General features: G+C 29.8%; 12 protein-coding genes, 1 riboswitch and 1 other annotated feature. Of the genes, 9 read left to right on the top strand and 3 right to left on the bottom strand.

Annotated elements, in window-relative coordinates:
- Positions 1-107: 107 nt before the first annotated feature.
- Positions 108-899, top strand: coding sequence for a Cof-type HAD-IIB family hydrolase (locus CM240_RS12960; protein ID WP_044039533.1), 792 nt, complete (start codon positions 108-110; stop codon positions 897-899).
- Positions 900-1006: 107 nt separating this feature from the next.
- Positions 1007-3100 (top strand): LTA synthase family protein, encoded by a 2094-nt coding sequence (locus tag CM240_RS12955; RefSeq protein ID WP_044039532.1) that lies wholly within the window; start codon positions 1007-1009, stop codon positions 3098-3100.
- Between the two features lie 29 nt (positions 3101-3129).
- Here the strand turns inward: CM240_RS12955 and CM240_RS12950 are convergent, their stop codons facing one another.
- The gene (locus CM240_RS12950; protein WP_044039530.1) at positions 3130-3354 is read right to left on the bottom strand and encodes a hypothetical protein; all 225 of its coding nucleotides are present in this window, start codon (positions 3352-3354) and stop codon (positions 3130-3132) included.
- 105 nt (positions 3355-3459) lie between these two features.
- Between CM240_RS12950 and CM240_RS12945 the strand changes: the two genes are divergently transcribed.
- From CM240_RS12945 to proS, 6 genes are all read left to right on the top strand, one after another.
- Positions 3460-3762: a Dabb family protein gene (locus tag CM240_RS12945; RefSeq protein ID WP_044039529.1), complete on the top strand. Its 303-nt coding sequence runs from the start codon at positions 3460-3462 to the stop codon at positions 3760-3762.
- A 58-nt stretch (positions 3763-3820) separates the two neighbouring features.
- A riboswitch (Lysine riboswitch) is annotated at positions 3821-3995 on the top strand.
- 88 nt (positions 3996-4083) lie between these two features.
- The gene (locus CM240_RS12940) at positions 4084-5811 is read left to right on the top strand and encodes a Na+/H+ antiporter NhaC family protein (RefSeq protein WP_044039528.1); all 1728 of its coding nucleotides are present in this window, start codon (positions 4084-4086) and stop codon (positions 5809-5811) included.
- Positions 5812-6359: 548 nt separating this feature from the next.
- On the top strand, positions 6360-9605 hold the full coding sequence (gene pulA, locus CM240_RS17260; protein WP_242838482.1) for a type I pullulanase: 3246 nt from the start codon (positions 6360-6362) through the stop codon (positions 9603-9605).
- 266 nt (positions 9606-9871) lie between these two features.
- Positions 9872-11893 carry a type I pullulanase gene (gene pulA / locus CM240_RS12930; protein WP_084485450.1) on the top strand — a complete coding sequence of 674 codons (2022 nt, stop codon included), beginning with the start codon at positions 9872-9874 and terminating at the stop codon, positions 11891-11893.
- An 85-nt stretch (positions 11894-11978) separates the two neighbouring features.
- Complete coding sequence (locus CM240_RS12925) at positions 11979-13160, top strand: aminotransferase-like domain-containing protein (RefSeq protein ID WP_044039527.1); 1182 nt, start codon at positions 11979-11981, stop codon at positions 13158-13160.
- Positions 13161-13210: 50 nt separating this feature from the next.
- Positions 13211-13430, top strand: a binding site (T-box leader).
- 51 nt (positions 13431-13481) lie between these two features.
- Complete coding sequence (gene proS, locus CM240_RS12920) at positions 13482-14924, top strand: proline--tRNA ligase (RefSeq protein ID WP_044039526.1); 1443 nt, start codon at positions 13482-13484, stop codon at positions 14922-14924.
- A 297-nt stretch (positions 14925-15221) separates the two neighbouring features.
- Here proS and CM240_RS12915 read toward each other — a convergent pair whose 3' ends face one another.
- The gene (locus tag CM240_RS12915; protein ID WP_242838481.1) at positions 15222-15485 is read right to left on the bottom strand and encodes a MerR family transcriptional regulator; all 264 of its coding nucleotides are present in this window, start codon (positions 15483-15485) and stop codon (positions 15222-15224) included.
- A 241-nt stretch (positions 15486-15726) separates the two neighbouring features.
- Here CM240_RS12915 and CM240_RS12910 point away from each other — a divergent pair, with 241 nt between their 5' ends.
- Positions 15727-16647 (top strand): alpha/beta hydrolase, encoded by a 921-nt coding sequence (locus CM240_RS12910; RefSeq protein WP_051483835.1) that lies wholly within the window; start codon positions 15727-15729, stop codon positions 16645-16647.
- Between the two features lie 88 nt (positions 16648-16735).
- On the opposite strand, the gene CM240_RS12905 is transcribed toward CM240_RS12910, so the two are convergent.
- Complete coding sequence (locus CM240_RS12905) at positions 16736-17179, bottom strand: MarR family winged helix-turn-helix transcriptional regulator (RefSeq protein ID WP_044039525.1); 444 nt, start codon at positions 17177-17179, stop codon at positions 16736-16738.
- Between the last annotated feature and the right edge of the window lie 25 nt (positions 17180-17204).

Below are 17204 nucleotides of genomic sequence, written 5' to 3'. Positions count from 1 at the left end.
AGTGTTTTTCACGTAGGGAAAATTAACATAGGAAATACATAAAGAGTTATGATATACTATTAAAAGTAAGATTTAATAAAAAGATTTAATAGAAAGGTTCAAGAGATATGAAGACATTTGAAGGGGTTATGCTTATATCAGATATGGATGGAACACTTCTAAATAAAGATGGAAATATATCAGAAAAAAACATAGAAGCTATACGAGAATTTGTATCATTAGGTGGCAGATTTACTGTTGCGACAGGAAGAATGAAAAAGGGTGTAGAAAAATTTTTAGATAGATTGCCTATAAATGCGCCAGCAATTATTTTTAATGGATCGAGTATATATGATTTCAGCAAGAAAAAAGAAATATATGCAAAAACGTTAGAAAAAAATGTAAAGGGTTACTTAGAGAAAATAAAGTCGATAGATCCTTCTATTGGAATAGAAATTTATTGTAGTGATGAAATTTATGTATACAATAACCATAAGCGAACGGAACGATTTAAGAAAAAGGGATATAAGGTTCACTATGAATTAGATGATACTATATATGATATGCAATGGAGAAAAGTATTGATAGTAGGAGATAAGTGTAAATTAGATAATTTGCAATCTATTTTTAAAGAAAAAGTTGGACAAGCTAATATTGTTAGAAGTGATGATATATATTTAGAAGTGATGCCAATGAATACATCAAAAGCAATGGCAGTAAAAATATTATGTGATTTGCTAAATTATAAGTTAGAGGATGTATTTGCCGTTGGAGATAACATGAATGATTTTGATATGTTAAAAGAAGTTGGTCATGGATTTGTAGTAGAGAATGGTGATGAAAAGTTGAAAAAAGTAATTAAAGGTAGGACTACAGATAATGATAATGACGCTATCTATAATTTGTTAAGATCAATTTAATGTTAACAAAACGTTAAATAGTAAAAAAGTTTATAATATTGAATATTATAACAAGAAAACATATAATGATTTATAATATGACAAATTGAATATTGAGGAGTATTTTGATGAATAGAATTAAGAATTGGTTATTAAAAAATAATCATATACGTAAATTGAATGAAGCTATATCAAAAAATAATTATATACGTAAATTGAATGAAGTTATATCAAGAAATAGATTTGCTACTTGGATAAAAAAACAATTAGAAAAAAATAATTATAGTATGTTAGTATTGTGGTTAGTAGGTTCATTTGCAATATTCTTTCTTATTGAGTTAATGCAAAGAGGAAATTTTAAAGATGTATTGGATTTTATTAACAATAATAGTACCATTGTTGGAATAAATATAGGAATTATTTTAATTATTACTGCAATAAGTTATTTATTTAAAAAAAAGTATTTTGCATATTCAATAATTACAATTATTTTATTAATAATGGGCTTTGCTAATAAGGCAATGTTAAATATGAAAGGGGAACCTTTAACCTATTATGATATGTTTTTGCTGAAAGAAGGAATAGCTGTAGCTAGTAAGTATATTGGAATGAAACAATTGATACTATATGTATTGATGGGATTAATAGGATTAACTATAGTTGGATTTATTATGACATTAATATGGAGAAAAGATGTCGCTAAAAATCGATTAAGTAACTCTATAGCCTGGGTATTAATAGTTATAGTTACGATTACAACTCCAATTTCAATAAGTAATTCTAGAAAAAATGAAACTATATCAGATATATTTTGGGATTTAGTCTTAAATTACAAATCTAATGGATTCAGCTATTCATTTTTAGAAACAGTGGAGAAAAGTAAGAGAAGTAAGCCAGAAAATTATACAAAAGAAAATATAAATGATATAAAAGATACAATTGAAATGAATAAAGCAGAAGATAATAATGATTACATTAATGCAAATGTAATAATGGTTCAGTTGGAGTCGTTTTTTGATCCATTGAAAATAGAAGGTATAACGTATAACATGGATCCAATACCAACATTCAGAGAAATTAGCAATAATTATACTTCTGGAGAAGCGCATGTATATACGTTCGGCGGAGGAACTGTAAAATCAGAATTTGAGTTTTTAACAGGTATGGCAGTAAAGAATTTTTCTACAGGAGAAGTGCCATACAATACAATTTTAAGAAAACAACCTGTAGAGTCTATTCCGAGAATCTTAAAAGAATATGGGTTGACATCTCATGTAGTTCATAATTATGAGGCAACATTTTATGCAAGAGATGAAGTATATAAGAATATAGGTTTTGATACATTTACGCCAATAGAATCTATGACAAACTATGATACAACACCAATAGGATGGCCTAAAGATAATATACTTGGTAAATATATAGATGAGGCTATGGATTCTACAGAAGGAAATGATTTTGTATATGTAGTTACTGTACAAGATCATGGAGGTTATGATTATGGTGAAGAATATGAGAAGACAATTACAGTAGATGAAGGAGATATAGATGATTGGGATAAAAAGCAACTTGAGTATTATTGTAATCAATTATATGAAACAGATCAATTTATAAAAAGTTTAATAGAAAATTTAGAAAATAGAGGTGAACCAGTTATCCTTTCACTAGTGTCAGATCATTTACCAACATTAAATGTAATAACGAATGAAAATGCAAGTTATATAGACAAGTATAAAGTTGACTATGTAATATGGGACAATATAGGGTTGGAGAAAAATGATGAAAATATAGAATCATATCAGTTATCAACTAAAATATTAAATTCATTAAATATAACGGAAGGTATTATTCCTAATATTCATAATACATTAAAAAATGAAGATGATTATGATGAAAAGTTAGCTCTTATACAGTATGATATGTTATTTGGGAAGAACTACTATATGGGCAATGAGAAGTTGGAGAAAATTGAAACTAGTATAGGAGTAAAAAATGTTTGTATTGATCAGACATATATCGAAAATGGAGCTCTTGTAGTGAAAGGTGAAAATTTTACTGAATTCTCAAAGATATATGTTGGTAAAAAGGCATATGATACACAACTTATTGATGGAACGGAACTTAGAGTAGATAATTTTACTGGTGATTTGGACAAGGTATCGGTGAATCAAGTTGCTAGACAAGCGGGTAGGAGCAACAAGATTTTAGCTGGTAGCAACTAAAAGAAAAGTAGTATGGAAAAGTATCCATACTACTTTTCTTTTAGTGAAAATTCATTGCAATATCTAAGAAAATCCTTTTTTAATTTATCAATTTCTTTATCTATATAAGATGGTTTTAAGCCATCTTTTTTTAAGGCTGATCTAATAGTAGCTTCATCGCCTTGATATTTATCTAATAAAAATTCATTAAATGTCATTTCTGTTATAGGGACTATTTTAGTAACACCGTCAATTAATACAGATTTTAAAAGCATAGTTACCTCCTTATTATGTAATATTAAATAAGTATTCTTTATTATATAATTATAATGATATACTATATAAATACAATAATATTATAATTTTAGGAGGAAGTAATTATGGTAAAGCACATAGTTATGTGGAAGTTAAAAGAAGAAGCAGAAGGTAAAACAAAAAAGGAAAATGCGGAGATAATTAAGAACTCATTAGAAAGTTTAAAGAATAAAATTTCCGAAATTGTTGAGATAGAAGTAGGTATAAATTGGAATGATTCAGACGCAGCTTATGATGTTGTTCTATATTCTGTATTTAATACAAGAGAAGATTTAGATTCATATCAAGTAAATCCTCATCATGTAGAAGCGGCGGGATATATAAAAAAGGTTGTAGAATCTAGAATCGTAGCAGATTATGACAAGTAAACAACAATTTACATTGACAATAATATATTAGCCATGATATAAATTATATAATTGAATATTCCGTGATAGAGGCGCGATAATTAAGAGTATTTAGATGGACTTAAGCAGGATGAAGTTTAACGAAAGGAATTGTCGCCGAAGTTTAGTATTAATGCTTTAATATACTATGCTGGTTTTGCAGATAATATCTTTAAGACTGTCATAAAGGAATTTTATGGAGAGCTATCACTCGCGACTTATGATTATTAATGTTAATTTTAAGCTTAGAGTGTATGCTCTAGGCTTTTTTTACATTTAATAGAAAAAATAGGAGGAGAGAAAGTGAAGAACAAAAGAAGAGTATTACGTACTTTTATGCTGATATTGTTAATAACAATATCAATGACAACAATAGCATTAGGTAGTGATGGAACAGAAATAAAAAATGTTGATAGATATGGGGTGCTAACTTTATTACCGCCATTAATTGCAATTATTTTAGCGTTTATAACAAAGAATGTAATAGTATCACTATTTATAGGTCTGATTTCGGGAGCATTTTTAATTTCCCTAGTAGATTCTACAGTTATAAATGCTATATTTATAACAATAACAGAAATTGTACAGAGGATGATAAATGCATTAGCAGATCCTTGGAATGCAGGTATAGTACTTCAGGTTTTAGTTATCGGTGGAATAATAGCATTAGTAGCAAAGATGGGTGGAGCAAAAGCTATTGCAGAGGCTTTGGCGAAAAAAGCCAAAGGACCAATAAGTGCACAAATAATAACATGGATATTAGGACTTTTAGTGTTTTTTGATGATTATGCTAATTCACTTATAGTAGGTCCTATAATGAGGCCGGTTACAGATAAAATGAAAATTTCTAGAGAAAAATTAGCATTTATAATAGATGCAACAGCGGCACCTATTTCAGGAATTGCAATAATATCTACCTGGGTAGGTTATGAATTAACTTTAATTAAGGATGCATTTGCAGCAATAGGTCAAGAGGTTGATGGATTCAGTGTATTTTTACAGACGATACCATATAGGTTTTATAATATACTTATTCTTTGTTTTATAGTATATACAATACTAATGAAAAGAGAATTTGGATCTATGTATAAAGCTGAAGTTAGAGCGAGAACCACAGGTAAAGTATTAAGTAATGGAAATATAGAAAGTACAGAGGAACATGCTGAATTAGAGCCAAAAGCTAATGTAAAATTATCAATATGGAATGCCATAATTCCTATAGGTGTTTTAATAGTTGGGGCAGTAATTGGATTTTATTTAAATGGTAAGTCTATAGTTATGTCTGGAGATGATACTGCTGCTATAGATATTATAAGAAATTCACCTATGTCATTGAGATCTATACAAACTTGTTTTGGAAAAGCAGATGCATCTATAGTATTATTCCAATCAGCACTTTTAGCATCTATAGTGGCAATAGTAATGGCAGCAAGTAAAAAGATATTCACAGTTGGAGAAGCTATTGAAACTTGGATAGAAGGAATGAAACCATTAATTATTACAGCTGTGATACTTGTTTTAGCATGGGCTTTAACAGGAGTTATTAAAGATTTAGGTACAGGAGATTATTTAGTATCTATTTTATCTGATAAAATACCAGCATTTATATTACCATCAATTATTTTCATACTAGGAGCAATTATATCATTTGCTACAGGAACAGCTTATGGAACTATGGGTATTTTAATGCCACTTGCAATTCCGCTAGCATTTTCAGTAGGTTCAGGGAGTATGAATTTAGTTATAATAAGTGCTAGTGCAGTACTTACAGGAGCTGTATTTGGAGATCATTGTTCACCAATATCTGATACAACAATACTTTCATCTACAGGTGCTGGATGTAACCATATAGAACATGTAAGAACACAAATGCCATATGCATTATCAGTAGCGGCAATATCCATTCTAGCTGGGTATATACCAGCGGCGCTAGGTATAAGTATATGGATTGTATTGCCAGTATCAATATTATTAGTAGGAGCAACAGTATATATAGTTGGTAAACCAATACCAAAGGCTAAAGACATGTAGAAGTTCATTAATTCTTTATATATAAACTATTAAAGTTTTCTTAACAATATTGAATTCATTTAGCAAATTTATTATCATTATTAGTGAAAGTTAGTAATAAAGTGATATAGTTTTGATATTTAAAAAATTATTTTCACTTAATAAGGGGGAAGAGTAAATGAGCGGAATTCAAGTATTGTTTATAGTATTAGCTGTAGTATTAGTTTTTCTAGGAAGCTTATTACCTAAATTTATAAAATCATTACGATAAAATACTAAGGAAGTAAGAGTGTTACAACTACAGTAATATTGATAGTACTAGTATTAAGGAAAATAGGAACTTTTTATTAGTAAATAATAAAATTGAATATAGAATAATTAGAGTAAAGTGGCTTAATAAAAGTCACTTTATTTTTTATTAGTATAAGGAATTACTTACTATTGTAAATGTATACAAAGGAAGTCCGGGTTAACTTTGTATACATTTACAAATCTATATTTATACATTTATATAAAATTAAAACTGTATTATAATTAATTTGAGAAAACGTTTTAAAGGAGTGGGGTTTGTGAAAAAGATAAAACATTGGTCAGCTTTAATCGTAGCAGTTATTCTTATGTTTACTATGATGCAGATACCTTTATTTACAGCATCAGCAGCAAGTGATGCTACTGTATATGTAAAGATTAGGTACAATAGGCCTGATGGGGATTATAGTAATTGGAATTTATGGGTTTGGGAAACTGGTAAAGATGGAAAACAAGTAGATTTTATGGGAAAAGATGATGATGGTGTATTTGCCGTTGTAGAATCTACAGAAGAAGCAGGTGAAATAAACTTTATAGTACGTAAAGGTGATTGGGAAGCTAAAGCTACATCTGATGAAAAGGTATCGTTATCTAATGGAGATCAAGAAGTAGTAGTTACTCAAGGGGATGCAAGCGTTACTGTTTCAGAACCAAAGGCAATTAATAGGGATTTTGATAATGTTAAGTTAAATATTCATTACTATAGATTTGGACAAGACTATGATGAATGGGATGTATGGTCTTGGATAGATGATGGTAAGGGAGTTGCGTTTACAGATGAAGATGATTATGGAAAGATAGCAACAGCATCTTTTGATAATGTTAAGGATGCAGAAAGTATAGGGGTTATAATAAGGAAACCAGATTGGTCAGCTAAAGATTGTGATATTGATAGATTTGTAAATCTTGCATATGCTAATAATAATGGAGAAATTAATGCATATTTTTTACAAGGCGATGAAAATATATATTATTATCCAGATGAACCAATTAAACAACCAGCAATTAGCTCATTTAAGATAGATTCATTAAATGATTTTAGTTTTAAAGTTAATGCAAAACTAGCAGATGATACAAAAGTAGTTTTAAAGGAAGATAATAAGGTTATAGACGAAAGTAAGTATAAATTAACAATCAATGATAATAAACTTAGTGGAAAGATAAAGACAGATTCAAAGATTGATATAAATAAGACTTACACATTAGAAATAAAGGGATATACTTCAGCAATATCTAGTTTTGGTAAGATATATGAAACAGAAGATTTTGCAAAGTTATATACATATGATGGTGATTTAGGAGCTTTATACTCAAAAGATAAAACAAAGTTTGTATTGTGGGCACCAACAGCAAGCAAGGTCCAAGTAGCTTTTTACGGAACTAATGGTAAAGATTATACATGTGCCGCTAAAAAGACTGTAGATATGGTACAAGGTGATAATGGAACTTGGTCATTAGAACAATCAGGTGATTTAAATGGAACCTATTACAACTATTTAGTTACTATCAATGGAAAGACTAATGAAGTTACTGATCCATATGCAAAAGCAGTAGGAGTAAATGGTAACAGAGGGATGGTAGTAGATTTAGATTCAACAGATCCAGAAGGTTGGGACACAGATACTAAGCCTGAGCTTAAAGATGCAACAGATTCTGTAATATATGAAATTCATATAAGAGATTTTTCTATTAGTGAAGATTCTGGAGTATCTGTAGAATATAGAGGTAAATATAATGGATTCTGGGAAGAAGGGACTAAAGTTCCTGGAACTGATATAAAAACTGGTATAGATCACTTAAAAGAATTAGGGGTAACAACAGTTCATTTATTACCAACATTTGATCAAAGATCAATAGATGAAACAAAGTTAGATAAAGCACAATTTAACTGGGGATATGACCCACAAAATTATAATGCAGTAGAAGGATCATATTCTTCAGATCCATACACAGCAGAAGTTAGAATAACTGAATTTAAAGAAATGGTACAAGCACTTCATAAAGCTGGAATAAGAGTTGTTATGGATGTTGTTTACAATCATACAGGATCTACTGCGGATTCATTATTTAATTTAGCAGTACCAGATTATTATTATCGTCAAGATGCCGAAGGAAACTTTTCAAATGGGTCAGGTTGTGGAAATGAATTAGCATCTGAACGTTCTATGGTTAGAAAAATGATAGTAGAATCAGTTGTATACTGGGCTGAAGAATATCATATTGATGGATTTAGATTTGACCTTATGGGGCTTCATGATATTACTACTATGAAGGAAATTAGAACTGAGTTAGATAAGATAGATAAGACTATAATAATGTATGGTGAAGGATGGACAGGTGGAACTTCTTCATTATCAAGTAGTGAGGCTGCGTTAAAAGCTAACGTTCCTTTATTTGGGGAAATGCAAATAGCAGCATTTAGTGATGATATTAGAGATGGTATAAAAGGACATGTATTTACAAATACAGAACCAGCTTTTGTTAATGGTGGAGATGATTTCGAGGAAACTATAAAGTTCGGTATTGTTGGTTCTACTAAGCATGATGGTATAGATTATAGCAATATCGGTAGAGATCATACACAAGTTGATCCATGGGCAAATGAACCATATCAAACAGTTAATTATGCTTCTGCTCATGATAACTTAACATTATGGGATAGATTACAAACAACTAATCCAGATGCAACTGATGAGGAGTTACAAGCTATGAATAAGATGTCAGCTGCAATAGTATATACTTCTCAAGGTATACCATTTATGCAAGCAGGAGAAGAGTTTGCTAGAACAAAGGTTAAAGAAGATGGAACTTTTGATGAAAATAGTTATAGTTCTCCTGATAGTGTAAATCAATTAGATTGGTCAAGAAAAGGAGAGTATTCAGATTTATTTAATTACTATAAAGGATTAATTGAACTTAGAAAATCTCATAAGGCATTTAGAATGAATTCTACTGAAGACATTCAAAATAACTTAACTTTCTTAACAGAAGGTACAGATTTTACTGGTAAAAATGTTGTTGCTTATACATTAAAGGGAACTTCAGTAGGAGATAGTTGGGAAAATATAGCTGTAGTATTTAATGCTAATGAAGAAGATGTAGAAGTGACTCTTCCAACAGATGATTGGACAGTAGTAGTAGATGGAGCAAAAGCCGGTGTAGAAGAATTAGCTAAGATTACTGGAAATAAAGTAACAGTACCAGCAGGAACTTCATATGTTCTTGTAGATACAAAGAGCTATGAAGCTAGTAATGTAGTAGTACCACCAGCAGATAATGAAGAGGGTAATGATGATAATAATGGTGGAACTAAGACAGATACAAATACTGAAGAAACAACAAATAGCAATACTGAAGAAGTAACAAATAGCAATATAAATAATAAGAAACCATCAAATACAATTCTTACAAAGACAGGTTCAGTAGGAACAACTGCTGTAATAGCTGTAGGAATGGGATTAGTTTTAGTTGGAACATTGGTTATTAGAAAGAGACAAAGAAATTAGAATATGATTAATAGTTAGCAGCTAACAGCTTGCAGTTAGTAGTTGATAATGATTTATATATCAATTATTAAGATACTCTGTTAGCTGCTATTTTTTTACATGATAATTATATATTATATACTGAAAATTGCTTATTAAATTGTATAATCTATACAAATAAGTAGTTGTAATTTGAAATATGTTGAATATATAAAGAGGAATAAAGTAAGATTTAAAGTATGAGTGTATGAAATGATAGAGAAACATGTTAAAGGGGAGTAAATAGAATGGGAGATAAAAAATTTTTTGAAGTAAGTACAGAATCAGGATATAAATCTATTAGTTATGATGAATTTGAAGATACATATTATTATGAAGGTGAATTGGGAGCTTTATATACAAAAATGGAGACAAAATTTGTGTTGTGGGCACCTACTGCAGAGGATGTAAAGGTTATATTTTATGGAACTGATGGAAAAGAATATAGAAGTTCCTATAGAAGTAAAATAGATATGATTAAAGGTGAAAAAGGTATTTGGGAAGTAAAAGTAGATGGAGATTTAAATGGTGAGTATTACAACTATTTAGTGAAGAATAAAGGTATCGTAAATGAGGTTGTAGACCCATATGCTAAGGCTCTTGGTGTTAATGGTGATAGAGGAATGGTAACTAATTTATTAAGTACAAATCCTGAAGGATGGGAAAATGACAGAAAGCCAAAGCAGATATCGCCAGTAGATGCTGTTATATATGAAATGCACGTTAGAGATTTTTCTATAGATGAAAATTCTGGTGTTAGTAATGAGAAAAAAGGAAAGTTTTTAGGTGTTTGTGAAAGCGGTACGACAACTAATAGGAAAACTAAAACTTGCTTAGATCATTTAGAAGAATTAGGAGTAACACATATTCATTTATTACCAAGCTTTGATTATAGTACAGTAGATGAATCTAATTTAGACATACCTCAATATAATTGGGGATATGACCCTAAAAATTATAATGCGCCAGAGGGATCTTATTCAACGGATCCTTTTAATGGAGAAGTTAGAATAAAAGAGTTTAAGGAAATGGTTAAAAAGGTACATGAAAAAGGAATAAGAGTCGTAATGGATATGGTTTATAATCATACAATGAAAAGTTTTGATTCTAATTTAAACTTAGCAGTACCAAATTATTATTATAGACAAGATTCAAAAGGTAATTTTGCTGATGGATCTGCTTGTGGAAATGAAACTGCTTCAGAAAGAAAGATGGTAAGAAAGTTTATAGTTGATTCAGTGATTTATTGGGCAAAAGAATATCATATTGATGGATTTAGATTTGATTTAATGGGACTTCATGATATAGAGACTATGAAAGAGATTAGAAAAGGGTTAGATAAAATAGATAAAACTATAATAATGTATGGTGAAGGATGGAATGGTGGACCATCACCATTACCAGAAGAAAAAGCAGCATTGAAGAAAAATACTGTGAAGTATGGAAATCTACAAATTGCAGCTTTTAGTGATGATGTAAGAGATGGCGTTAAGGGTCATGTTTTTTATGAAGATGAGCCCGGATTTGTTAATGGAGCAAAAGATATGGAAGAAACAATAAAGTTTGCAGTAGTGGCTTCAACAAAACATCCTGAAGTAGACTATAGTAAGATTAATTATTCAGATCATCCATGGGCCAATGAGCCATATCAAACAGTAACTTATGCATCAGCCCATGATAACTATACTTTATTTGATAAGTTACAAGTAGTAAATAAGGAGGCTACCATTAGTGAATTAAAGAGAATGAATAAGTTAATAGCATCAATAATATTGACGTCACAAGGGATAGCTTTTATTCATGCCGGGGAGGAATTTGCAAGAACAAAGGTCAAAGAAGATGGAACTTTAGATGAAAATAGCCATAAATCACCAGATAGTGTAAATAAGCTTGATTGGAAAAGAAAAGAAGAATTTATTGATATATTTAATTATTATAAGGGACTTATAAAACTTAGAAGAACTCATAAAGGGTTTAGAATGGACAGAACTATTGATATAGTTAATAATATTAAATTCTTAAGTAAAGGGAAATCTTTTAGTAAGGATAATATAGTAGCGTATACTATAAATAGTGCGGCGGTAGGAGATACATGGAATGAAATAGCTGTAATATTTAATGGTAACGATGAAGATGTACAAGTGAAGTTACCAAGTAAAGGCTGGAGTTTAGTAGTAGATAATAATGTGGCAGGAGTTGAAGAAATTAAATTTATTGATGATACTAAAATAATAGTGCCTAAGGTTTCAGCATACATTCTTTATAAGTAATAAGAATTTTTGATATAAAAATAATTCTTTTATTAAAGGAGAGAAAGTGGTATCATTATTGGTAAAACGGACAGGGGGCTAAAATATGACTGAATTATATTCTAAAAGAATTAAAAACGTACCTAAATCATTTGTGAGAGAAATATTAAAGGTTACAGAAGATAGTTCAATAATATCTTTTGCTGGTGGATTACCTAATCCTAAATTCTTTCCTAGTGAAGAAATAGAAAAAGCTACAGCGTTGGCACTAAATGAAGATAAGGACCATACATTACAATATAGTACAACAGAAGGGTATAAGCCACTTAGAGAATTTATTGCTAATAGATATAAAAAGAAAGGCATGGATATAAGTGCTGATGAAATACTTATAGTAAGTGGTTCACAACAGGCTATGGACCTTGTAGGAAAGGTTTTTATAGATGAAGGTGATGGTATTATATTAGAAAAACCAGCTTATCTTGGAGCAATTCAGTCATTTTCTATGTATCAACCTAAATTTACAGCTGTTGATATGGAGGATGACGGTATAAGCATTGAAGGTTTAAAAGAAGCATTAAAAGATAAGAATAATAAAATGATTTATACAGTAACTAACTTTCAAAATCCATCAGGAATTACATATTCTAAAGAAAAAAGAGAAGCTATGGCTGCTGTAATTAATGATAGTAATGTTATTTATATAGAAGATGACCCATATGGAGAACTTAGATTTATAGGTGAAGAACAAAAACCAGTAGCATCACTTATTAAAAAGAATAGATTGTTATTTGGAAGTTTTTCAAAGATTGTTGCTCCAGCTATGAGACTTGGATGGGTTGCTGGAGATAAAGAAATTATAGAGAAGTTAACAATAGCAAAACAAGCGGCAGATTTGCAAACAAATTCTTTCTCACAAAGAGTAGTATATAAATATTTGGAAAACAATGATTTAGATGAACATATTGCATTAATAAGAAAGCATTATAAAGACCAAAGAAATGCTATGGTAGAAGCTATGAAGAAGTATTTCCCAGAGGGTGTTTCTTTTACAGAAACAGAAGGTGGAATGTTTATATGGGTTACTTTACCTAATGAATTTTATACTGAGGATTTAATAGATGAAGCTTTGAAAAATAAGGTAGCTTTTGTTCCAGGATCTTGTTTCTATGTAGATTCTGATAAATCTAATACTATGAGATTGAACTATACAAATTGTGATGCTGAAACTATTGATAGAGGAATAAAGATATTAGGAGAACTTATTAATAAGTTTCTAAATCGATAGTACTATAATCATTGACATAAAAAACTTTGTAATTTATCATATAGGTATATAAAAAGGCTTTGAAGAGGAATAGTAAAAATATGATTCTTTATAGAGAGGAAACGGTAGGTGGAAGTTTCTAAGATAGTGTTTTGAACCAGCCTTGGAGTTCTGTACTGAAAAGATTTTAGTAGGATACAGCGGTTTTCCACGTTATAGGAAATTAGAGAGAATATAAGACATTATTGTTTTATATTAATTAGGGTGGTAACGCCGAGAATGGTCCCTTTTGGATATTCTCGGTGTTTTTATTTTTGTAAATTAAATTTAGGAGGAATATATATGAGTAAGAAAAATAATAAAAAGTTTGTTTCTGAAATAACATCAATGGATGAAGACTTTGCACAGTGGTATACAGATATAGTTAAAAAAGCAGAACTTGTTGACTATTCAAGTGTTAAAGGTTGTATGATAATAAGACCTTATGGATATGCGTTATGGGAAAATATTCAAAAATATTTAGATGGAAAGTTTAAAGAAACTGGTCATGAAAATGTATATATGCCAATGTTTGTACCAGAATCATTATTACAAAAGGAAAAAGATCACGTAGAAGGTTTTGCTCCAGAAGTTGCATGGGTAACTAAAGGTGGAGACAATGAATTAACTGAAAGATTAGCAGTAAGACCAACATCAGAAACTCTTTTCTGTGATCATTATTCAAAAATCATAGAAAGCCATAAAGACCTTCCAAAGTTATATAATCAATGGTGTTCTGTTGTTAGATGGGAAAAAACTACAAGACCATTTTTAAGAACTACAGAATTCTTATGGCAAGAAGGTCATACTGCACATGCTACAGCAGAGGAAGCTCAAGCAGAAACAATTAAGATGTTAAATGTTTATGCGGAAATGATGGAAAACTTCTTAGCTATACCAGTAGTTAAAGGTCAAAAGACTGAAAAAGAAAAATTTGCAGGAGCTGAAGCAACTTATACTATAGAAAGTTTAATGCATGATGGTAAAGCACTACAAAGTGGTACATCTCACAACTTTGGAGATGGATTTGCAAAGAGCTTTGGTATTCAATATAGCGATAAGAATTCACAAAAGCAATATGTTCATCAAACTTCATGGGGTGTAACAACTAGACTTATCGGAGCTATAATTATGGTTCATGGAGATGATAGTGGTTTAGTACTTCCACCAAGAGTTGCACCAACACAAGTTATAATAGTACCAATAGCACAACATAAAGAAGGTGTTCTAGAAAAAGCTGAAGAATTAAGAGAAAGAATCTCAAAAGTAGCTAGAGTTAAAGCAGATACTTCAGATAAGATGCCAGGTTGGAAGTTTAATGAGTGGGAAATGAAAGGTGTTCCAGTAAGAGTTGAAATTGGACCAAAAGATATAGAAAATAATGTAGCAGTTCTAGTAAGAAGAGATACAAGAGAAAAAGAAGTAGTATCTTTAGATAACTTAGAAACTAGAATTACAGAATTATTAAATGAAATTCATGATAATCTTTATGCTAAAGCACTACAAAATAGAGAAGAAAAGACTTTTGTAGCTAAGACTATGGAAGAGCTTAAGGAAATAGCTGATACAAAGCCAGGATTTATAAAAGCTATGTGGTGTGGAGATTTAGCTTGTGAAGAAGCTATAAAAGAAAAAGCTGGATTGACTTCAAGATGTATGCCATTTGAACAAGAAGAAATTACAGATACTTGTGTATGTTGTGGTAAAAAAGCAAAATCAATGGTTTACTGGGGTAAAGCATATTAATTTATTAACTAAAGGACTGATGCATAACTTTATGTTTCAGTCCTTTATAATTTTAAAGAGGTAAGTTGTAATTCACAATTCGCAATTATGGATGAAATTCCTACGGAATTTCTGAGATTATAAGTATTATGTTATTAGTTTACAATAAAGATTTATTTTATAATTAGAATGGGGAGTATAGCACAGTTTTACATGAGGATAATGAAAGTTGCACTTTCATATAGCTTAGTGTATATCTGTGGTATGACAAGGTATAATTAAAGTTCATAAATTGCGAATTGTGCTTTGTGAATTATTTTATACTGTTTCTTCTTCTTTATTTAGGAATTTCATAGACAGTTCTTCACGTAATCCAGGGACACTTGTAGTTCCTTTTTCTTTTGCTATCCTGTAAAACTCGCATTTGTAATTGATACGATCTAATGCATTTTGTAATATTTTAATTTGTTTTTCAGTCTTTTCTTTTTGTTGAATAAATAGTTGAGCACATTTAGCAGTAGCTGTTCCAAAAGAAGGTGCTTCTAGTGAATGGTGCGAACCAGTAACAGATGAAGAATACAAAAAATTATAAATGAAATTGATATAAAGTTTGATAAAGATGGGATGAGATTAACAGAGGAAAAACTCAATAAGTGGATTAATAGCCTATGAAACTTATTAATAAAATCCCTCAATATATAGTTTTATTATAATGATTTAGATTTAATCACCGATAATTGATGGGTAATATAAAAATGTTAAAAATTTGTACTGGTCAGTATAAAATAATTGATAATAAATAATTATAATGAGGGATGGAAATATGACAAATAGAATTAACTTTTCGATAGTAGATGATGAAGGTGTCAAAATTAATTGTTATAAGTGGATACCAAAGGGAGAGATAAAGGGTATCGTTCAAATATCTCATGGTATGTTAGAAACAATATTAAGATATGATGATTTTGCTAAATATTTAAATAAAAATGGTTATGTTGTATATGGACATGATCATAGGGGGCATGGAAAAACAGCTGAGTCAAAAGAGAAATTAGGCCATTTAGATAAAGATGATTTTAATTGGTTGGTTGAGGATGTTCATTTAATAACTGATAAAATAAAAAGAGAATATAAAGATAAAAAAGTGATTTTATTAGGTCATTCTATGGGATCTTTTGTATCACAGAGATATATACAACTTTATAGTAAGGATATACATGCATTGATATTGAGTGGAAGTAATGGGAAACCTCCTAAGGTTACTAGATTTGCTGCATGGATAACTAATATAGCTAGGAATGTGTTTAAAGTAGATAAAAGAGCCAATATTATAAATAAACTTACCTTTGGAAGCTATAATAGAGGTTTAGAAGGAAGAACAGAAGTAGATTGGTTATGTTCTGATAGTAAAGAAGTGGACAAGTACATAAAAGATAGTTATTGTGGAGGGGTTCCAACAGTTTCTTTCTTTAACGAATTATTTACAGGACTTTTAACAATAAATACAAGAGGCAACTTTGATACAGTAAGAAAAGATTTACCTATATACATATTTGCCGGAGATAAAGATCCAGTAGGAATGAGAGGAAAAGGTATAATAAATTTATACAATAAATTTAAAGAAATAGGCATTAAAGATGTAACATATAAATTATATAAAGATGGACGCCATGAGATGTTAAATGAAGTTAATAAGAAAGATGTTTATCTAGATATAGTTAGTTGGATAGAAAGTAAAATATAAATAGAAATTTACAAGGGATTGAAGTGCAATGATTTAAATAATCAAGGCCCTCTCTCCCTTATTTTATAATAATAAATTTTGTATAAAGTTAACTTAATTTAGATAATATATTTTTTATAGTATCTGCTGAATTTGACAATTCCATTAATTCAGATTCATCGAGAACAGAAAGTTTTGAGACAAATTGTTTAGTTATATTTTCTTTTACTTCATCTAAAAAAATTATAGATTTTTCGGAGAGTTTTACTCTTAGAACTCTTCTATCGTTAGGATCTTCATATCTAGTAACAAAACCTTCATTTACTAACTTATCAATAATAGGAGTCATATTAGGTTTAGATATATATAATTTCTTCCCAATTTCAGATACTGATGCAGAATCATGGCCATGTAAGTAGAAAATAACTTTTATATGAGAAGGAGGTATACAATGACCTTTTGCAAATTCATTAGGATTAAAAGCTTTTCCATGTATAGACATCAATAAGCTAAATAATTTTTTTGAAATATCGATTAAATTTATATCAGACATAAATATTCGCTCCTTGGTAAAGATA

Origin of the sequence: Clostridium bornimense (genome assembly GCF_000577895.1) — a bacterium.
Taxonomy (GTDB): Bacteria; Bacillota; Clostridia; order Clostridiales; family Clostridiaceae; genus Clostridium_AN; species Clostridium_AN bornimense.
This window is presented reverse-complemented; position numbering and strand designations above follow the sequence as displayed.